This is a genomic window from Lawsonibacter sp. LCP25S3_E2 (assembly GCF_052117285.1).
Taxonomy (GTDB): domain Bacteria; phylum Bacillota; class Clostridia; order Oscillospirales; family Oscillospiraceae; genus Lawsonibacter.
Window position 1 is genome coordinate 1 of sequence record NZ_JBQKJL010000001.1, and the last position, 18,410, is coordinate 18,410.

Consider the following 18,410-nt stretch of genomic DNA (forward strand, 5'->3'; position numbering starts at 1 on the left):
CGCTGCCCTCGCGGACAGCTTATAGAGGATATCACTGTCGGAATCATTTGTCAAGCACTTTTTTCAAGTTTTCCAAACTGATTTTCAAGTGCCGGACCGGTTTGATTCCCTACCGAAATCCTCAAACGCCTCTCTCCCAGGACTTTCAAGGCCCCGTGCCGGAAGCGCTCGCTTATAATAGCAAAATCTCTTCCGCTTGTCAACACCTTTTTTCAAGTTTTTTGATTTTTTTCCACATTCTTCGTGTTTCAGACAGTCCCACCTGCGAAATTCCACGGCTGGCGGACATTTGCCCGCAGGATTTCCTCTTGCGGAAGCACATTACTTGTGATACCCTTATTTTATCCACATTTATATATGTAAATCGGCAGGAGGGACCACCATGCCCATCAAGATTCCCGACTCTCTGCCCGCCAGAGCGACTCTGGAAGGGGAGAACATCTTTGTTATGACTGAGTACCGGGCCATCCACCAGGATATGCGCCCGTTAAATCTCTTAATTTTAAATCTCATGCCCACCAAAATCGTGACGGAGACTCAGCTGCTTCGAAAGCTGTCCAACACCCCTCTTCAGATTCAGGTAGAGCTGCTCCAGATGTCCAGCCACACCTCTCGCAACACCGACGCGGATCATCTCTCTTCCTTTTATACTACCTTTGACCAGATTCGGGAGCGGCGCTTTGACGGCATGATCATCACCGGTGCTCCGGTGGAGAACATGGATTTTACTGACGTGGATTACTGGCCGGAGCTGTGTGAGATTATGGAATGGACCCGCACCCATGTCCACGCTACTCTCCATGTGTGCTGGGGGGCCCAGGCCGGGCTTTATTACCACTATAATATTCCTAAATACTCCCTGCCCAAAAAGCTCTTTGGCGTATTCTCCCACACGGCGGTAAAAAAGCAGTCCCCCCTGTTCCGCGGCTTTGATGACGAGTTCTTTATCCCCCACTCCCGTCACACAGAGAACCATGTGGAGGATATTTTAAAGGTGCCTGAGCTGGAGCTGCTGGCTGTGTCCAAAGAGGCTGGAGTCTTTGCCGTGAAGAGCGAGGACAACCGCCGCTTCTTCATCACCGGCCACCCGGAGTATGACCAGGACACCCTGGCAAGGGAATATTTCCGGGACAAGGACAAGGGGCTGCCCATTGATGTGCCCAAAAACTACTTCCCCAACGATGATGCAGGTCAGGAGCCGGTGGTCCGCTGGCGCTCCTCCGGGCAGCTTTTCTACACCAACTGGCTCAACTACTACGTATATCAGACCACGCCCTACGACCTCAACCAGATCTCCGGCTGATCGCTGCCGTTCCAGCGCCCGTGCAAAGCAGACCCCGAACGGCAGGGCCAGCGCGGCATTCACCCCCACAAGGGAACAAACGAATTTTAGAAAACCAGGAGAGGCACCGCACAAGCGGTGCCTCTCCGATTATCATTTAAATCTTTTGCCAGGGGCTTCGTACGGCCCATGCAGTCCAAAGTCCGTACAAACTGCCGGCTGGGTAGTTTTTGTAACTTGTTCTTTACCGTAAGACAGCATGCAGCCGCTTTTCCGGAATATAGGGGCGCAGGGACTCCACTCTGGGCAGGGCGGACAGCAGCAGCTGGCCCAGGATAAAGCAGGCGGCCAGCTCACCCACGCCAACAGTCACAGCGTTAAAGGCGTAAGCAGACCAGAAGCCGGGGCCGAATCCAGTCTCAAACCAGGCAATCTCCGCACCCACGATGATCATATTGAACACCACCGGAGGCAGGGAGGCCAGATAGCGGTTGGGCATGCGCTGGGTGACCATGCAGGCCAGCAGGGTGGCCATGGAGCCGCACAGGATGTCCAGAGGATAGGGAGAAAACAGGTTGGCGATGAAGCAGCCCACAAAAAGCCCCGGCGTAGCGGCGGGGAACAGGAAGGGCAGTACCGTCATGGCCTCGGCCACCCGCAGTTGGATGGCTCCATACTGGGGAACCGGGAGGGCTACGGTCAAAACGGCGTATACCGCCGCCAGCACCGCGGCCAGGGTCAGGTTGCGAAGGGACATTTTGGACATAAAAAAACCTCCATTTTTTATTTAGAGAACGGCCCGTGGGCCGAACGAACACGCGGGGTTCTCCCCCGGTCACGCCTCACCTGCTCGCAACGCTCCCCTTCCCTCCGACTCAAACCAAAACCGGTCCGCCCCGGCGGCCCTGGGTTTTGGTTTTCGCTTCGGTCCAGGCTCGCTGCTCGCAACGGCTCAGACGCTTCGTGCTTGGACGAGATGGTATAAACTCGTCGCAGGTATCTTACCACAGCCAGCTCCCCTTGTCCAGGGGAAAATGGTTGTCCCAGGGCTCATTTCGTAGTACAATAAGGAAAAATCATCGTTGGGAGGTCCATTTATGGAGCAAGCAAAGCCCATCACCAACCCGGAGCTGCTAAGTGCCGTGGCGCGGATGAACCAGGAGCAGAGCCGGGAGAGCCGGGAGGCGGTACTGGATCTGGTCATTTCCACCGCCCGTTTTCTCGCCCCGGTGACCATCACCCCCGCTCCTGGGGAAGAAGCCCCCGGCCAGGAGGCCACCATTCAGTTCCAGCTGCTGCCCAACCAGAGCAATCAGCCCTTTTTCCCCGCCTTCACCAGCTGGGAGGAGCTTCGGAAGCTCTGTGGGCCCAGAAATCAGCAAACCCTGGTCCTCTCCTTTCTGGACTACGCCAAAATGGTCCTGCAAGACGGCCGGGCAGCGGGCTTTGTGATCGACCCCTTCGGCTGCTGTCTGTCCTTTGACCGGGCCATGATGGAGCACCTGGTCCAGCGCAGGCAGGAAAAATTCCCCGAATAACCAAGAAAGTCCCGAGAACCTATGGTTCTCGGGACTCTTTTATTCGTTTTGGCTCCACACAGCCGGGACACACCCCTCCAGCTCCGGGGCGCCGCTGCAACGGCTCAGGTGGGCCTCCACGCCGCCATGATAAAGGTATCTGCGCACCAAAGCCTGCCACCAGTTTCCGGCGCTGTCCGGAAAGTAGAGCGTGACAAAGACATGATCCCCCTCCATCCACACTGGGGTATTTTGCGCCAGCACAGCTCCCTCTTCCGCCAGCTCCTGCTCCAGCACGCTCCAGGCCCCAATCTCACGTAAATCCATCCACACATCCTGGGGCAGCACCTTGTCCCTCGGACTGCCCAGCGTAAGGGCAACGATCAGCGTGATCACTACCATCCAGCCGAAGATCCGCCGGGGTTCCAGCTTATCGCGCTCGTCCTCCGGCTCCCACCGGGTCACCTCCTTGACCCGCAGGGCAGCATCACACTCTCCAAAGGTGGTCAGCCCGCCGAACACAGGCTTGTCGCTGGCCAGCTCCACCAGAGTGCGGGCGTAGACCCGCCGCTCCTCCTCTTTCAAACGGCGGAGCACCCGCCGGTCGCAGGCCAGCTCCATGTCCCGCCGGGTGAAGTAATAGGCCGCCCAGAGGATGGGGTTCCAGAAGTAGAAGGACAGGGAGGTGGTCATCAGTCCCTGGAGCCAGGGGTCATGGCAATTCACATGCTCCCACTCGTGGAGGAGAACCAGGCGCATCTGCTCCCGGCTCAGCTCCCGCTGGAGGGCAATCTCATGTCTTCCCAAGCTGCGGATGACAAAGCTGGTGGGCAGGTTCGGGCACAGGCGGACGACGATATCATGGTCCTTTTCCATCCCCAGGCTGTCGTATTGTTCCCGGCTTAACGGTTCTCCCGACCGGGCCAGCCGCCGAACCCGCATGTCAACCCGGATGGAGCAGGCCAACACCCCCACCATGTAGAGGATTCCCAACACCCCCAGTACCAGAATGGTCCTGTCAGAAACGGAGACGGGCACCGCCGCTCCCCCAGGAAAAGCCACATGGTAGTCCCCAGCCTCCCGGATGAGGGGCAGAAACATGGGATATCCATTCTCCGCTCGGGGCACCACCAGGTCCGGAAAGGTGGGAAAGGGCAGTGGGAGCAGAGAGTAGATCAGCACCGAGTTTGGTGCAAAGCCCATAAACCACCCCGCTCCCCACAGAAAGGTGCGCTGTCCAGGGGTGAGCAGCCGCACTGTCACCGGCCGCAGCAGGAGCAGCACCCCCATGACCATCCCCACCAGCAAGCCGCAGTTCACGCACAGAATCAAAAACCATGAAAAAAACGCCACAGCCGTTCCCTCCTTATTCCTCGGAATCGTCTCGCACCCTGCGTCCCTTGTTCAGGCGATCCGGGTATAGCCCTCCAGGGAGGGCTGCTCTATCGGGGCGGTCTCAATGCGGCGGTAGTACTGTCCAGACCACCAGGAGAAGGTGACCGTATACCACTTGTCATCCTCCCCCAGTACCACCAGCTGCCGGTCCATGCGGCTCCAGACCTCCTTGGGGTCTCCCACCTGGTCGGGCACCGCCTGGGCCCAGACCCCTCCGGCTAAAAAGTCCGACCACGCCGGTTCCGCCGTTTTCTCCTCAATCCGTCGGTCATAAGAGGGGCTGCCGCAGAAGAAAAACACCGCCAAGACAACAGCCAGAATCAGGGAAGCATTCTGAACGAAAATCCCGCTGGGCTTCCAGTTCACCGCCCGGCGTACCCGCAGGGCGGCATCACACTCTCCGAAGGAGGTCACGCTCCCCCACAGGTGCCGCCCCGACCCCAGCTCCACCAGGGTACGGGCGTACTCCCGGCGCTGAGCGGGCTCCAACTCTTCCAGCACCGCCTCATCACAGGCCAGCTCCATATCCCGGCAGGTGAGCCGGTAGGCCAGCCACAGCACAGGGTTCCACCAGTAAAAAGCGGTCAGCACCGCCACGATGATCGTTTTGTACCAGGTATGGTGGAGGCGGATGTGTTCCATTTCATGGAGCAGCACCAAGCGGAGCTGCTGCTCCGGCAGCTCCTTCTGCAGGCAGATTACATTGCTCACCTTGTCTCCCCAGCCGGTGTCATGCCCTGCGCGGACAAAGCTGGCGGGCAGGCCCTCGCACAGGCGCACCGCCACCCGTTCTTCGGTAATGCCATACCGCTTCATGGTCTCCGGGTCCATCCGCTCCCCCTGTCGGCTCAGCCGCCGCAGCTTCCGCCCCTGTATTGTGTACCAGACCATAGTCGCAGTCAATGCGGTCACCCACACCACACCGACCACTGGCAGCAGCCGTTCAAAGAGGTCGGAGGACAGGGGAAACTCTGCGCCGCCGGGCAGCATAAGGGAGGGCGGTTCATTCCTCCCAACGGAAATATACATGGGGTAGTTGTAGAATCCCTGCTCCGCCACGCGTGGGGTCACCAGTGCCCGGAAGGTATAGGGGATGGGGAGCCACGAGCCCAGCGCATCAAACAGCGTAAACATATATCCCATATACCACCCCACAAACCACAGCCAAACCTGGTGCCGGGGCCGCAGGAGCCGCCTCGTCACCGGCCGCAGCAGGATCAGGGCTCCGAAGGCAAAACCCATGAACAATCCCACATTCACAATGGTAATTCCCATCCTCCCCACAGAGGAAAGCACGATGATCACAGCCTATCCCTCCCTGCGTTCCTGTGCCGGCGAATTGTACGGTTTCCTTGTTCCACCTTACTCCACAGCCTTACGCGCAGTTCACCCAAGCCGGGTATAGCCGTCGTGGAAGGCCCGCTCCATGGGATTGGCCCGGCCCAGGTAATATTCCTCCCCGTTCCAATAAAAGCCCAGGGAATACCACTGATCCTCTGTATCCAGCACCAGCAGCCGCTCCTCGGCCCGGCTCCAGATCTCCTTGGGCTGCCACTGGGGGTTTTCCAAAAACTCCTGTGTCTCTTCCACCCATACCATACTCTGGTAATAGGCGTTCCAGTCTTCCGTGGTGGCATCCACATACCCGCTGACGCTCACCGGGCCGCCGCAGTAGAAAAACAGCATCAGAGCCACCACAAGCATCGCGGACAGCCCCGTGCGGTTTTCCCCCCAGCGCTTCCAGACGGCCGCCCGGCGCACCCGCAGAGCGGCGTCACACTCCCCAAAGGAGGTAAGATTTCCCCACATGTGCCGTCCCGACCCCAGCTCCACCAGGGTGTGGGCATACTCCCGGCGCTGGGCAGGTTCCAACTGCTCCAATACCGCCTCGTCACAGGCCAGCTCCATGTCCCGGCAGGTGAATCGGTAAGCCAGCCATATCACAGGGTTCCACCAGTAAAAAGCGGTCAGCCCTCCTACGATAATAGATTTGTACCAGGCATGATGGAGGCGGATATGTTCCATCTCGTGGAGCAGAATCAGGCGGAGCTGCTGCTCGGGCAGCTCCTTTTGCAGACAGATGACAAAGCGCACTCCGTCTCCTATCCCCTTTTCATGGCCAAAGCGGACGAAGCTGGCAGGCAGGCCTTCACACAGGCGCACCACCACATTGTCCTGGAAAATGCCGTATTTGGCCATGGTCTCCCGGTCCATCTTCTCCCCCTGCCGGCCCAGCTGCCGCAGCCTCCGGTCCTGTACCGTGTACCAGACCGTGGCAGCCACCAAAACCACAAGCCAAATCACTCCGATTACAAGCAGAAGTGTTTCAAATACATCGTCCGGAAGGGATGCCTCCACCCCACCCGGCAAAACCAGCGTGGGCCCCTCCCCCGCTTGTTCCGCTATGTATAACGGCATCGCCCGGTCTCCGCCCCGCACCTGTACCCGTGGGATCACCAGGTCCCGGAACGAAAAGGGAAGGCGCACTCTCCGGCCCAAGATATCATAGAACTGAGCCAAAAAGCCCACATACCATCCCGCGAACCACAGCCACACCTGATGTTTGGGCCGCAGCAGCCGCCCGGTTACCGGCCGCAGCAGGATCAGGGCCCCAAAGGTAAACCCCAGGACGATCCCCATGTTCAGATAGGCAATTCCAAGCTGTCCCATAAACTGAAGAAAAGCCGTCACGGCCTAACCCTCCCCCATTTTTTCATCAATGAGGTTTTTAAGCTCCTCCGCCTCTTCTTTTGTCAGCTTTCGCCCGCTCAGAAAGGCGGTCATAAACAGGGACAGGCCGCCTACCCGCTCCACCAGCTCCTCCCCCTGGGCCTGGATGGCAGCCTGACGGGTGAGGACCGGGGTAACGGTGGCGTCCTCGTGGCGCACCGCCCCCTTGTGCTTGAGCTTGCGCAGGACGGTGTAAGTGGTGGACTTGTTCCACCCCAGCTTTTCCCGGCACAGCTCCACCAGACGGGTGGAATTCACTTCCCCGCTGTCCCACAGCACCTCCATGAGCTTATATTCCCCTTCAAAGAGCTTCTCCATGGTTCCACCTCCTCTAAGTTTATCCCAATAAACCTCTTGTTGCTTGAAGTTTATCAGAATAAACCTATTCTGTCAAGAGGAGCCAGCTCCGGGAGCTTCCAAATTTCGCCAGTCTTTTTTGTACACTCCCACATAACCCATCAAAATAGTAGGAAATTTTTGTAGGCTTTTTTCTGTATTTTCTCTTGCTAATTACCCACCATTTTGATAGGATATTTACAGAAAAGAATGAGCCGGAAAAAACCGGACAAACTAGATCAAACTGTACTATTTTTGTTTGCTTTGGACCATTCTGTAAGCGGACACACAACGTGACCGTAGGTTTACTTTAAAAGGAGCTGGGTACTATGGTAAATGTGAGAAAAGCGGCAGTCATTGGCTGTGGATTTGTGGGGGCGTCCATCGCCTTCAGTCTTATGCAGCGGGGCCTCTACTCCGAGCTGGTGCTCATCGACGCCAACCGGGAAAAGGCCGAGGGCGAAGCCATGGATTTAAGCCACGGCCTGCCCTATGCCGCCTCCATGAAGATCTATGCAGGCACCTATGACGACGTGGCCGACTGCGCCATGGTCATCCTCACCGCCGGAGCCAACCAGAAGCCCGGCGAGACCCGCCTGGACCTGATTGGCAAGAATGTGGCTATTTTAAAGAGCATTCTCCCCGAGCTCACCAGCCGGAACTTCCAGGGTATCCTTCTGGTGGTGGCAAACCCCGTGGATGTGCTCACCTACGCCGCCTGGAAGCTCTCCGGCTTGCCCGCCAACCGGGTGATCGGCTCGGGCACCGTGCTGGACACCGCCCGGCTCAAGTACCTGCTCAGCCAGGAGCTGGGAGTGGACAGCCGCAACGTCCACGCCGCCGTCATCGGTGAGCACGGAGACAGCGAGCTGGCCGTGTGGAGCAGCGCCAACATCTCCAGCATCGACCTGGACCAGTTCTGCCGCCTGAAGGGCATCGAAAACCGCAAGGAGCTGCTGGACAAGATCTACCACGAGGTGCGGGACAGCGCCTATGAGATCATCCAGCGCAAGGGGGCCACCTACTACGGCATCGCCATGGCCGTGGCCCGGATCGCCGAGTGCATTGTGAAAAACGAGCATGCCATGCTCCCCGTTTCCGTTCCCCTCTCCGGCCAGTACGGCCTGGAGGGTCTGTGCCTGAGTATCCCCTCCATTGTGGGCAAGGACGGAGTGGAGCAGGTGCTGGAGATCCCCCTGGACCGGGACGAACACCAGGCTCTTTTGGCCTCCGCCGCCCAGCTCAAGGAGGTCATTACCTCCATCGGGCTGTAAGCAAAACATAAAAGACGGCCGCCGGATCATCCGGCGGCCGTCTTTATGCTCTTAAACAAGTGGCTTGGCACTCATCTCAAATGATTTACAGGGTGTCCATTTCCTCCTGCTCCACGGTCTTAATGCCCCGTGCAGCCAGGGCGGCGGTGGCCGCCTCGTTGTTCTCCACCCGGAAGACCATGTAGGCGTGGTCGGCCTTCTTGCCCCCCAGGAAGGCATACATATACTCCACATTCACCTTCGCGTCCGTGAGCACCTGGAGCACCCGGTTGAGCCCACCGGGCACGTCGGCAATGGCCACCCCCAGCACAGGGGTGATGGAGTGGATGTAGCCCGCCTCCTTGAGGACGGTGGTGGCTTTGTACACATCGTCGGCGATCATACGCACGATGCCGAAATCTTTGGTCTCGGCCACGCTCAGGGCCCGCAGGTCTACCTGGTTCTGGGCCAGCACACCGGTCATGGCGTACAGGGCGCCGGGCTTGTTCTCCAAAAAGACAGAGATCTGCTTGATATTCATACTCGCTCCCCCTTTTTAAATCTTGCGCTTGTCGATGACACGAACGGCCTTGCCCTCGCTTCGGACAATGGACTTGGGAGCCACCAGGGTGACCTTGGCGGCCAGACCCAGCATGGAGCGCAGGCCGTCCACCAGCTCCTTCTGCCGGCGGTCGATCTCGCCCAGGTTGTCGGTGAACATCTCGGGGGTCATCTCCACCTGGACGTCCAGGGTGTCGGTGGACTTCACCCGGTCCACGATGATCTGGTAGTTGGCGGGATAGCCGTGGTTCAGGAGCACCGTCTCGATCTGGGACGGGAAGACGTTGACGCCCCGGATGATGAGCATATCGTCGGAGCGGCCCATGGGCTTGCACATCTTCACATGGGTACGGCCGCAGGAGCACTTCTCCCGTGTAAGCATGCAGATGTCGCGGGTGCGGTAGCGCAGCAGGGGGAAGGCCTCTTTGGTGATGGAGGTGAACACCAGCTCACCCTTGCTGTCCTCAGGCAGCACCTCCCCGGTCTCGGGGTCGATGATCTCGGCAATGAAGTGGTCCTCGTTGATGTGCATGCCGCTCTGGGCGGAGCACTCGAAGGCTACGCCGGGTCCGGACAGCTCGGTCAAACCGTAAATATCATAGGCTTTAATCCCCAGAGTATTCTGGATGTCCTGGCGCATCTCCTCGCTCCAGGCCTCGGCGCCGAAGATGCCCGCCTTCAGGGGGATCTGGTCGGGGGTGAGGCCCATCTCCTTCATGGTCTCGCCGATGTAGGCGGCATAGGAGGGGGTGCAGCAGAGGATGGTGGCGTTCAGGTCACGGATGAACATGATCTGCCGCTCGGTGTTGCCCGAGGAGGTGGGGATGGTGAGGCAGCCCACCTTGTGGCTGCCGCCGTTGAGGCCGGGGCCGCCGGTGAACAGGCCGTAGCCGTAGGACACCTGGCACACATCCTCGTCGGTGCCGCCGGCGGCCACGATGGCACGGGCGCAGCAATCCTCCCACAGATCGATATCGTGCTGGGTGTAGAAGGCCACTACGCGCTTGCCGGTGGTGCCGGAGGTGGACTGGATGCGCACGCAGTCCTTCAGAGGCTTTGCCACCAGTCCATAGGGATAAGCTTCCCGCAGGTCGGCCTTGGTCACAAAGGGCAGCTTATAGAGGTCATCCGTGGATTTGATGTCGTCGGGGGTCAGCCCCTTCTCCTCCATCTTCTTGCGGTAGTAGGGCACGTTGTCCCACACGTGGCGCACCTGCTTGACCAGGCGCTCGTCCTGCCAGGCTTTAATTTGCTCCCGGGAGGCGCACTCAATTTCAGGCTGGTAATATCTTTCCATGGGTATCAGTCCTTTCGGAATGGTTTATATATGTTCAGACCCCTTTTCGCTGGGAAACAGGATCCAAATATCCGTATTTCTGTTTGCCGGAAAAATAGGCTTGCTTTTTGCTTTGCTCCACGCTATAATGAAGCCTCGGGAATGAAGTACTCCCTTGGGAAACCTAAACCGCTTGCAACAAGCTGATGACTTCTGCGATGAAAATCGTGGGGTTATCAGCTTTTTTGTTTGCATTTTTGGAAAAAGGAGAACGAATCTATGCTTACTTCACTGGCCTTTGTCTTTCTGGCGGGACTGGCCGCCGCGGCCCTGTGCCAAAAAATCAAGCTGCCCCGGATCATCGGAATGCTCTTTGTGGGCATCCTCCTGGGGCCCTACGCCCTCAATCTGCTGGATGAATCCATCCTATCCATCTCCCCGGATTTGCGGCAGATGGCTCTGGTCATCATCCTCATCAAGGCCGGGCTCTCTCTCAATCTCACGGATCTGAAACAGGTGGGCCGGCCGGCGCTGCTCATGTCCTGTCTGCCCGCCACCTTTGAAATCGTAGGTTACACGCTGCTGGCCCCTGTGATCTTCGGCCTGAGCTGGGTGGAGGGGGCCGTCATGGGTGCCGTGCTGGGAGCCGTGTCCCCAGCGGTGGTGGTGCCCCGGATGGTCTCCCTCATGGAGGGCCGGTGGGGCACCCAAAAGAGCATCCCCCAGATGATTCTGGCGGGGGCCTCCATGGACGATGTGTATGTGATCGTCCTGTTCTCCACCTTCGCCGGAATGGCCCAGGGGGGCTCTCCCTCCTTGGGAAGTTTTCTGAGCATCCCGGTCTCCATTCTTCTGGGGCTGGCCGTGGGCGGCGGGGCCGGGGTACTCCTGGCCCAATTCTTCGAGGCCAACTATGCCCACAAGAACCCCATCCGCAACAGCACCAAGGTCATCATCATTCTGGGACTTGCCTTCCTGCTGCTGGCCGTGGAGGACTGGCTGGAGGGAATCGTCCCCTTCTCCGGCATCCTGGCGGTGACCGCCCTGGCCTGCGGCGTCCACCTGAAGGCTCCCAAGCCGGTATCGGACCGGCTGTCCCAGAAGTTCGGCAAGCTGTGGCTGGCCGCGGAGGTCATTTTGTTCGTCCTGGTGGGGGCTGCGGTGGACATCCGCTACACTCTGGAGGCCGGAGCCGGTGCGGTGGCCATTATCTTTGCCGCCCTGGCCATCCGGGCCCTGGGCGTGACTCTGGCCACCGCCGGAACCGCTCTCAATAAAAAGGAGCGGCTGTTCTGCGTCATTGCTTACCTGCCCAAAGCCACCGTCCAGGCGGCCATGGGCTCAGTGCCCCTGGCCATGGGGCTGAGCTGCGGAAAGCTTGTGCTGTCGGTAGCGGTGCTGGCCATCCTCATCACCGCGCCTCTGGGCGCCTTTGGGATGGACGCTACCTACCGGCATCTGCTGGAGAAGGAATAGCCCCTCAGGCGTTTTTGCCCAACTGGAAGGCCTTCTTGTTGAGCTCCAGGAACTTGGGGGGCACCATGGCCTCCAGGGAGGCCTGCCAGGCCTCCTCGGGCAGGTCAAAGTAGTGGGACAGCCGGCCCATGAGCACGATGTTCACCGCCTTGGAGGACCCGGCCTCCTCGGCCAGTTTCAGGCAGTCCAGGGCGTCTACCTTGGCTCCGGCGGCCTTCATCTTCTCCACCAGGTTCTCAGGGTACTGGGCGGCCCCGGTGATGACGGGCATGGGGTCGATCTGCTGGGTGGAGGTGACGATCTGTCCGTCCGGCTTTAAGTACTCCAGCCACCGGGCGGCCTCCAGCAGCTCAAAGGAGACGATGTAGTCGGCCTCTCCCTTGTCGATGACCGGGGAATTGACCTTGTCTCCGTAGCGCACATAGGTGACCACGCTGCCGCCCCGCTGGCTCATGCCGTGGACCTCAGATACCTTCACATCATAGCCCTGCTCCATCAGCAGGTGGCCCAGCAGCTTGCTGGCCAGCAGGGAGCCCTGGCCCCCCACGCCCACGATCATAATATTTTTGGTTTCCATCTCTTAACCCTCCTTGCCGGTACTCTCAAAGGCCCCCACGGGACACAGCTGCTCACACACGCCGCAGCCCACACACAGGGTGCTGTCCACATGGGCCTTGCCCTCCTTCATGGAGATGGCGGGACAGGCGATCTTCATGCAGCTCTTGCAGCCCACGCACTTGTCCACGTTGACCTTCAGGGGGGCGCTGTGCTTGACGTACTTGAGCAGAGCGCAGGGCCGGCGGGAGATGATCACCGAGGGCTCCTTGGCTGCCAGCTCCTCCTTCACCGCCTGGTCACAGGCCTTCAGGTCATAGGGGTCCACCACCCGCACCCGGTGAAAGCCCATGGCCTTGCACAGCTGCTCCAGGTCGATCTTGCCGGCGGGGTCACCCTTGATGTTATAGCCGGTGGTGGGGTTCTGCTGGTGGCCGGTCATGCCGGTGATGGAGTTGTCCAGGATGATGACGGTGGAATTGGACTGGTTGTAGGCAATGTTGGCAAGGCCGGTCATGCCGGAATGCATAAAGGTGGAGTCGCCGATGACGGCCACCGTCTTGCCCTCGCTCTCCTCCCCCAGGGCCTTGTTGAAGCCGTGGATGGCGGAGATGGAACCGCCCATGCACAAGGTCATGTCCATGGCGGACAGAGGGGCCACCGCACCCAGGGTGTAGCAGCCGATGTCGCCCAGGACAGTGCACTTGTTTTTATTTAAGGTATAGAACAGTCCCCGGTGGGGGCAGCCGGCGCACATGACCGGGGGCCGGGGCGGAATCACATCGGCGAGAGCCTTGCCGGTGTGGACTGTGCCGCCCAGCTTCTGGGCTACCAGATTCTGGGAGAACTCACCCTCCATAGGCAGGGCGTCCTTGCCGGTGACCTCCAGGCCCAGGCTGCGGCAGTGGGTTTCAATGATGGGGTCCAGCTCCTCCACCACCACAAGCTTCTCTACCTTGCTGGCAAAATCCCGGATAAGCTTCACAGGCAGAGGGTTGGCCATGCCCAGCTTCAGCACGGACACGCTGTCGCCGAAGACTTCCTTCACATACTGGTAGGAGGTGGAGGAGGTAATGATACCCATCTTCGTGCCGCCCATCTCCACGCGGTTGATGGGGGCGGTCTCCGCCCACTCCTGAAGCTTCCGGGTGCGCTCCTCCACCACCGGGTGGCGGCGGATGGCATTGCCGGGCATCATCACATACTTGGCGATGTTCTTCTCATAGGTCTTTACCGCCCGCTCCACACGGGGAGAAGTCTCCACCAGGGACTGGGAGTGGGCTACGCGGGTGCACATCTTCAGCAGCACAGGGGTGTCAAACTCCTCAGAGAGCTCATAGGCCAGCTTGGCAAACTCCAGAGACTCCTCAGAGTCGCTGGGCTCCAGCATAGGCACCTTGGAGGCGATGGCGTGGTGGCGGGAGTCCTGCTCGTTCTGGGAGGAGTGCATGCCCGCATCGTCGGCCACACCGATGACCATTCCGGCGTTCACACCGGTGTAGGACATGGTGTACAGGGGGTCGGCAGCCACGTTCAGACCCACATGCTTCATGCCGCAGAAGGAGCGCTTGCCAGCCAGGCACGCGCCAAAGGCCGCCTCCATGGCCACCTTCTCGTTGGGAGCCCACTCGCAGTAGATCTCGTCGTACTTGGCGGCCTCCTCGGTGATCTCAGTGCTGGGGGTGCCAGGATAGCTGGAGATCACACAGCACCCCGCCTCATACAGGCCTCGGGCAACGGCGGCGTTGCCCAACATCAGTTCTTTCATCTTGCTTCCCTACTTTCTAAACATCCGCAGATTTATTCCTCTTCCGTCTTGTTTCCTAGGCCCTCCCGAATGATGACCTCCTGCATGACCCCGCCCGCGCCGTTGTCCAGCATAGACCGGCGGACCCGGCTGATGGTGGCGCTGCTGGCGCCGGTCTTTTCCAGAATATCCAGATAGACCAGCCCCTGCTGGAGGTAGACTGCCACGTCAAAGCGCTGCTCTAAGGAGCGCAGCTCCGTGGGGGTGCACAGGTCGTCAAAAAACCGGCAGCACTCGTCCAGGTCCTTCAGCTTCAAAATGGTCTCATACAGGGCCATGCTTCTGGGGCGCTTATCCAATTTCGCCATGGTACCACTCCTTTTTCCCCTAGGGGTAATTTACTCCCTTAAAGTGTAGCACACAAAAGCGTAAAGGTAAAGGCCCTTTCCCGAAAATGGGTACAAAAAAACCCCTGCCTGATCCGCCATGGATCAAACAGAGGACGAGAAAATCCGTTCCCGCGGTACCACCTCTATTTGCCGCCCACTCACGAAGGCGACCTCAGCGGGTATCCAACAATACCCTGCCCCTGTAACGGGAGGCCCCGTTCCGCTCTACTTAGCCATCTGGCCGTTCCTCGGACAGCTCGGAAGATGAAATTTCAAACACACAGCCGCGCCCCTCGCACCAACCGGGAACTCTCTGATCAGCTGAATACTGCGTTCTACTTTGTCTTCGTCAACGCTTTTGATGGTTGCATTATACACCCCCAAAGTCATTTGTCAAGAAAAAATTTTAAATTTTTTTCGTGGGTACCGTCTTTTTTCCCTCAGTTTCTTCTCCAGGGGGCCTTGACATTTTGGAAAAAATCAGTTATGATACTTCAACGGTTTAAAGCTTAAACTCAGCGAAGTGTTTCCGGGCTCGCCCGGTTTGAAAGGAAGGATCGGCTATGCCTATTACCGATTTGCTGGAGCGCAACAGCAAGCTCTACGGCGAGGAAAGCGCCCTGGTGGAAATCAACCCCGAAATCCAGGAGCAGCAGCGGGTCACCTGGAAGGAGTACGAGCTCATCCAGCCCACCTCCTCCGCCCCCTACCGCCGGGAGATCACCTGGTCCGTCTTTGACGAAAAGGCCAACCGGGTGGCTAATATGCTTTTGAGTCGGGGCATCCGCAAGGGACAGAAGGTAGCCATTTTGCTGATGAACTGCCTGGAGTGGCTGCCCATCTACTTCGGTATTTTAAAGTCCGGGGCCATCGCGGTGCCCCTCAACTTCCGCTACACCTCCGAAGAAATCGACTACTGCCTGAAGCTGGCGGATGTGGACGTGCTGTTCTTCGGCCCGGAATTTATCGGCCGTGTGGAGACCATTGTCCCCAAGATCTCCCACCAGATGCTGCTCTTCTTTGTGGGCGACACCTGCCCCTCCTTTGCCGAGGATTACCACCGGGCCACCGCCAACTGCTCCTCCATGGCTCCCAAGGTGCTCATTGACGACGAGGATGAGGCCGCCATTTACTACTCCTCCGGCACCACCGGATTTCCCAAGGCCATTTTGCTCAAGCACCACGCCCTGGCCCAGTCCGCCCGGATGGAGGCCATCCACCACGAGACCTCCCACGAGGATGTATTTTTATGCATTCCACCCCTCTACCACACAGGGGCCAAAATGCACTGGTTCGGCTCCCTGTTTACCGGAAGCAAGGCCGTGCTTCTAAAGGGCAACTCCCCCCAGGCCATCTTTGAGGCCGTCTCCTCCGAACGGTGTACCATCGTGTGGCTGCTGGTGCCCTGGTGCCAGGACATCCTGGCCGCTCTGGACCGGGGGGATCTGAAAATTGAGGACTACCAGCTCTCCCAGTGGCGGCTTATGCACATCGGCGCCCAGCCGGTGCCCCCCTCCCTCATCAAACACTGGATGGGCTACTTCCCCCACCACAAGTATGACACCAACTACGGCCTGTCCGAGTCCACCGGTCCGGGCTGCGTCCACCTGGGCATGGATCACATTGACAAGGTGGGTGCCATCGGCGTACCCGGCTATGGCTGGAAGGTCAAGATCGTAGACGAACAGGACGTTCCCGTTCCTCAGGGTGAAGTGGGCGAGCTGTGCGTCAAGGGTCCGGGCGTGATGGTGTGCTACTACCACAACCCCGAAGCCACCGCCGAGGTCCTGAAAGACGGCTGGCTCCATACCGGAGATATGGCCCGCCAGGACGAGGACGGCTTCTACTTCCTGGTAGACCGGAAGAAGGATGTGATCATCTCCGGCGGTGAGAATCTCTACCCCGTACAGATCGAGGATTTTCTCTCCGCCTACCCCAAGATCCACGATGTGGCCGTCATTGGCCTGCCAGACAAGCGGCTGGGTGAGATCGCCGCTGCCATCATCCAAATCAAAGACGGCATGACCTGCACCGAAAGCGAAATTAACCAATTCTGCATGGACCTGCCCCGGTACAAGCGCCCCCGGAAGATCATTTTTGCCGACGTCCCCCGCAACCCCACCGGCAAGATCGAAAAGCCAAAGCTGCGGGAGCAGTACTGCGGTGTGCGTCTGGTGGAGGCCCAGAACAAGGCCTGATTTCTCTACATACAAAAATCCCGTGGAGCCCATAGCTCCACGGGATTTTTTCATAGAAAGGTGCTCAGTCCACGCTGGTCTCCAGATCATTCCAGCTAAACTTTTTCTCCTCAATGGACTGCCAGGTGGGGAATTTTTCTTCCAGCTCCTCCCAGGTGATAAACCAGAACTTATAAACAATCCCCAGATGGGCGGGCAAAATGTCCTCGATGATCACCTTCAGCTCCTGAAAGCCAGGAGGTTCTCCGGCAATCCCAGGGAAAAAGACGGCCACTTGCCCCACTCCCAGTTCCTTCACCAGGGCGGGCACCCCACAACCGGAGATCGTGTCGTTGATGGCCTCCAGGGTAAAGCTGTCCCCGCCAATGCGCAGCAGTGCAGCCAGAGCAGCACCCAAGGCACGGGGATCGGTGGCCACCGGCCGGCGTACCAGAAGCCGGGCAATGTGTTCCAGCCCCCAATCCTGGGCCGTCATCAGGGAGCTCTCCCTTTGGATCTCCTCCAGGCGCTGCATACACTGGTCCAGTGCCTCTCCCTGGGCATCCAGTTCCCCGCCGTTAAAGGGCGCGCTCAGGTCATAAACTCCCAGGGGGCGCAGCAGCTCCCGCAAATAAGCGGCGTGGCTCATGGCATCCCCTCCACCTGCAGCGTACCCAGTGTGGGCAGCACGTCCTTCTCCACCGCCAGATCGGCAGCCGGAGAAAGGATCGTATAATTTTCCACTCCTTCGCAATTATATACAATATTGCCCAGCCGGGCCAGCAGGATATCCTGGCCCAGAAGTGTTCCATCAAACCAGCTGCGCAGGGTCTGCTCTACCTGGGTTTTCACCTGCTGGCTGTCCCAGCCCCCTTTGGCGGCCACCTGAACGGACACATTCACCTGCTTTACCTGGGGGGCACGTACCTGAACATCCACGGCGATCTCCCGCCGCTGCTCAAAATACTCCTGGAGCTGCCCCAGAAGCTCCTCATCCGGCACCCCCGTCAGTGTGGCGGCCACCACGTCTACCGATCCCACACCGCGGGGTCTGGGGATGGCTACTGCTGCGGCCACCTGATCAAAAGACAGGGCACTCTGCTCATAAAAGGCGGCGTTGGCCCCGTTTGGCAGGCGGCGGAAGGTGTCCAGCACCCGCTCCCGCAGGACCGCATCCTCCTCTCCATCCGCTCCTCCGGCACAGGGCTGGGGATTGGTGCAGGCAGAGATGCCCACGGGTGCAATTGCCATGGATACAATGGTTCCCGCAGCTACATTGCCGGCCTCACCGGCCTCCAGGGCCCGAACAGGGGCCTCCACCGTCAGCTCCCCGGCGGACAAGATCACAGGTTTTGTGGTCTCAAAGCGGATCAGTCCCGCCGTCATGCATACCGTTCCCTGGGGGATCTCCCGGTCCGACTCTGATGCCTCCCCGGCGGAAAAACGCACCGTTCCCTGGGCGGCCACCGGAGCCTTTCGCTCCAAACTGCGCAGCTGGGCATGATAGTCCAGATATGCCCCTTCCGCCGTCTGGGGAAAGGCCTGCCTCACCACCCAGTCCGCCTGAATGTACAGCGAATAGATCTGGGCCGCCAGGGCATACATCCGGGCGGACAAGTCCGTCCCTTCCTTTGGCTCCAGGCCGGTGTATTCTTCAAAGCTGTTCAAAAGTTCTTGATAAATTTCCTCAATGGTTTTCACGCACTCTCTCCTCCC

At 59.1% G+C, this 18,410-nt stretch carries 17 protein-coding genes, 1 riboswitch and 1 other annotated feature; of the genes, 5 read left to right on the forward strand and 12 right to left on the reverse strand.

The window, feature by feature from the left end; genetic code table 11:
* Positions 1–382: 382 nt before the first annotated feature.
* Positions 383–1,303, forward strand: coding sequence for a homoserine O-acetyltransferase MetA (gene metA, locus ACTQ3R_RS00005; RefSeq protein ID WP_441777742.1), 921 nt, complete (start codon positions 383–385; stop codon positions 1,301–1,303).
* A gap of 223 nt (positions 1,304–1,526) precedes the next feature.
* On the opposite strand, the gene ACTQ3R_RS00010 is transcribed toward metA, so the two are convergent.
* Complete coding sequence (locus ACTQ3R_RS00010) at positions 1,527–2,048, reverse strand: QueT transporter family protein (RefSeq protein ID WP_441777741.1); 522 nt, start codon at positions 2,046–2,048, stop codon at positions 1,527–1,529.
* Between the two features lie 331 nt (positions 2,049–2,379).
* Here ACTQ3R_RS00010 and ACTQ3R_RS00015 point away from each other — a divergent pair, with 331 nt between their 5' ends.
* Positions 2,380–2,820, forward strand: coding sequence for an SseB family protein (locus ACTQ3R_RS00015; protein WP_441777740.1), 441 nt, complete (start codon positions 2,380–2,382; stop codon positions 2,818–2,820).
* A gap of 39 nt (positions 2,821–2,859) precedes the next feature.
* On the opposite strand, the gene ACTQ3R_RS00020 is transcribed toward ACTQ3R_RS00015, so the two are convergent.
* From ACTQ3R_RS00020 to ACTQ3R_RS00035, 4 genes are all read right to left on the reverse strand, one after another.
* Positions 2,860–4,152, reverse strand: a complete 1,293-nt coding sequence (locus tag ACTQ3R_RS00020; RefSeq protein ID WP_441777739.1) for a M56 family metallopeptidase — start codon at positions 4,150–4,152, stop codon at positions 2,860–2,862.
* A 51-nt stretch (positions 4,153–4,203) separates the two neighbouring features.
* Positions 4,204–5,499, reverse strand: a complete 1,296-nt coding sequence (locus ACTQ3R_RS00025) for a M56 family metallopeptidase (protein WP_441777738.1) — start codon at positions 5,497–5,499, stop codon at positions 4,204–4,206.
* 81 nt (positions 5,500–5,580) lie between these two features.
* Positions 5,581–6,885 carry a M56 family metallopeptidase gene (locus ACTQ3R_RS00030; RefSeq protein ID WP_441777737.1) on the reverse strand — a complete coding sequence of 435 codons (1,305 nt, stop codon included), beginning with the start codon at positions 6,883–6,885 and terminating at the stop codon, positions 5,581–5,583.
* Between the two features lie 3 nt (positions 6,886–6,888).
* A complete protein-coding gene (locus ACTQ3R_RS00035) occupies positions 6,889–7,242 on the reverse strand; it encodes a BlaI/MecI/CopY family transcriptional regulator (RefSeq protein WP_441777736.1) in 354 nt (117 codons plus the stop codon).
* A gap of 347 nt (positions 7,243–7,589) precedes the next feature.
* On the opposite strand from ACTQ3R_RS00035, the gene ACTQ3R_RS00040 reads away from it, so the two are divergent.
* Entirely contained in the window at positions 7,590–8,534 is a 945-nt protein-coding gene (locus ACTQ3R_RS00040; RefSeq protein WP_441777735.1) for an L-lactate dehydrogenase, read from the forward strand.
* Between the two features lie 85 nt (positions 8,535–8,619).
* Here the strand turns inward: ACTQ3R_RS00040 and ACTQ3R_RS00045 are convergent, their stop codons facing one another.
* Positions 8,620–9,054 (reverse strand): ACT domain-containing protein, encoded by a 435-nt coding sequence (locus ACTQ3R_RS00045; RefSeq protein ID WP_441777734.1) that lies wholly within the window; start codon positions 9,052–9,054, stop codon positions 8,620–8,622.
* A gap of 15 nt (positions 9,055–9,069) precedes the next feature.
* A complete protein-coding gene (locus tag ACTQ3R_RS00050) occupies positions 9,070–10,371 on the reverse strand; it encodes a phenylacetate--CoA ligase family protein (RefSeq protein ID WP_441777733.1) in 1,302 nt (433 codons plus the stop codon).
* 128 nt (positions 10,372–10,499) lie between these two features.
* A riboswitch (Fluoride riboswitch) is annotated at positions 10,500–10,573 on the forward strand.
* Between the two features lie 56 nt (positions 10,574–10,629).
* Between ACTQ3R_RS00050 and ACTQ3R_RS00055 the strand changes: the two genes are divergently transcribed.
* Positions 10,630–11,826 (forward strand): cation:proton antiporter, encoded by a 1,197-nt coding sequence (locus ACTQ3R_RS00055; RefSeq protein WP_441777732.1) that lies wholly within the window; start codon positions 10,630–10,632, stop codon positions 11,824–11,826.
* Positions 11,827–11,830: 4 nt separating this feature from the next.
* Here ACTQ3R_RS00055 and ACTQ3R_RS00060 read toward each other — a convergent pair whose 3' ends face one another.
* Genes ACTQ3R_RS00060 through ACTQ3R_RS00070 form a run of 3 tightly spaced genes read right to left on the reverse strand, consistent with a single transcriptional unit; the run spans position 11,831 to position 14,496 of the window.
* Positions 11,831–12,403: an indolepyruvate oxidoreductase subunit beta gene (locus tag ACTQ3R_RS00060; RefSeq protein ID WP_441777731.1), complete on the reverse strand. Its 573-nt coding sequence runs from the start codon at positions 12,401–12,403 to the stop codon at positions 11,831–11,833.
* 3 nt (positions 12,404–12,406) lie between these two features.
* Complete coding sequence (gene iorA / locus ACTQ3R_RS00065; protein ID WP_441777730.1) at positions 12,407–14,149, reverse strand: indolepyruvate ferredoxin oxidoreductase subunit alpha; 1,743 nt, start codon at positions 14,147–14,149, stop codon at positions 12,407–12,409.
* Between the two features lie 32 nt (positions 14,150–14,181).
* Positions 14,182–14,496: a YerC/YecD family TrpR-related protein gene (locus tag ACTQ3R_RS00070; RefSeq protein WP_441777729.1), complete on the reverse strand. Its 315-nt coding sequence runs from the start codon at positions 14,494–14,496 to the stop codon at positions 14,182–14,184.
* Positions 14,497–14,623: 127 nt separating this feature from the next.
* Positions 14,624–14,879: a binding site (T-box leader), on the reverse strand.
* A 201-nt stretch (positions 14,880–15,080) separates the two neighbouring features.
* Here ACTQ3R_RS00070 and ACTQ3R_RS00075 point away from each other — a divergent pair.
* The gene (locus ACTQ3R_RS00075) at positions 15,081–16,715 is read left to right on the forward strand and encodes a class I adenylate-forming enzyme family protein (protein ID WP_441777728.1); all 1,635 of its coding nucleotides are present in this window, start codon (positions 15,081–15,083) and stop codon (positions 16,713–16,715) included.
* Between the two features lie 64 nt (positions 16,716–16,779).
* On the opposite strand, the gene ACTQ3R_RS00080 is transcribed toward ACTQ3R_RS00075, so the two are convergent.
* Positions 16,780–17,343: a DUF2313 domain-containing protein gene (locus ACTQ3R_RS00080; RefSeq protein ID WP_441777727.1), complete on the reverse strand. Its 564-nt coding sequence runs from the start codon at positions 17,341–17,343 to the stop codon at positions 16,780–16,782.
* Entirely contained in the window at positions 17,340–18,395 is a 1,056-nt protein-coding gene (locus ACTQ3R_RS00085; protein WP_441777726.1) for a baseplate J/gp47 family protein, read from the reverse strand. The genes ACTQ3R_RS00080 and ACTQ3R_RS00085 overlap by 4 nt, the downstream gene beginning before the upstream one ends.
* Between the last annotated feature and the right edge of the window lie 15 nt (positions 18,396–18,410).

Bases quoted from the DNA above. Each gene is read 5' to 3' on its own strand.
- metA (WP_441777742.1), top strand. From the start codon at position 383: ATGCCCATCAAGATTCCCGACTCTCTGCCCGCCAGAGCGACTCTGGAA.
- ACTQ3R_RS00010 (WP_441777741.1), bottom strand. From the start codon at position 2,048: ATGTCCAAAATGTCCCTTCGCAACCTGACCCTGGCCGCGGTGCTGGCG.
- ACTQ3R_RS00015 (WP_441777740.1), top strand. From the start codon at position 2,380: ATGGAGCAAGCAAAGCCCATCACCAACCCGGAGCTGCTAAGTGCCGTG.
- ACTQ3R_RS00035 (WP_441777736.1), bottom strand. From the start codon at position 7,242: ATGGAGAAGCTCTTTGAAGGGGAATATAAGCTCATGGAGGTGCTGTGG.
- ACTQ3R_RS00040 (WP_441777735.1), top strand. From the start codon at position 7,590: ATGGTAAATGTGAGAAAAGCGGCAGTCATTGGCTGTGGATTTGTGGGG.
- ACTQ3R_RS00045 (WP_441777734.1), bottom strand. From the start codon at position 9,054: ATGAATATCAAGCAGATCTCTGTCTTTTTGGAGAACAAGCCCGGCGCC.
- ACTQ3R_RS00050 (WP_441777733.1), bottom strand. From the start codon at position 10,371: ATGGAAAGATATTACCAGCCTGAAATTGAGTGCGCCTCCCGGGAGCAA.
- ACTQ3R_RS00055 (WP_441777732.1), top strand. From the start codon at position 10,630: ATGCTTACTTCACTGGCCTTTGTCTTTCTGGCGGGACTGGCCGCCGCG.
- ACTQ3R_RS00060 (WP_441777731.1), bottom strand. From the start codon at position 12,403: ATGGAAACCAAAAATATTATGATCGTGGGCGTGGGGGGCCAGGGCTCC.
- iorA (WP_441777730.1), bottom strand. From the start codon at position 14,149: ATGAAAGAACTGATGTTGGGCAACGCCGCCGTTGCCCGAGGCCTGTAT.
- ACTQ3R_RS00070 (WP_441777729.1), bottom strand. From the start codon at position 14,496: ATGGCGAAATTGGATAAGCGCCCCAGAAGCATGGCCCTGTATGAGACC.
- ACTQ3R_RS00075 (WP_441777728.1), top strand. From the start codon at position 15,081: ATGCCTATTACCGATTTGCTGGAGCGCAACAGCAAGCTCTACGGCGAG.
- ACTQ3R_RS00080 (WP_441777727.1), bottom strand. From the start codon at position 17,343: ATGAGCCACGCCGCTTATTTGCGGGAGCTGCTGCGCCCCCTGGGAGTT.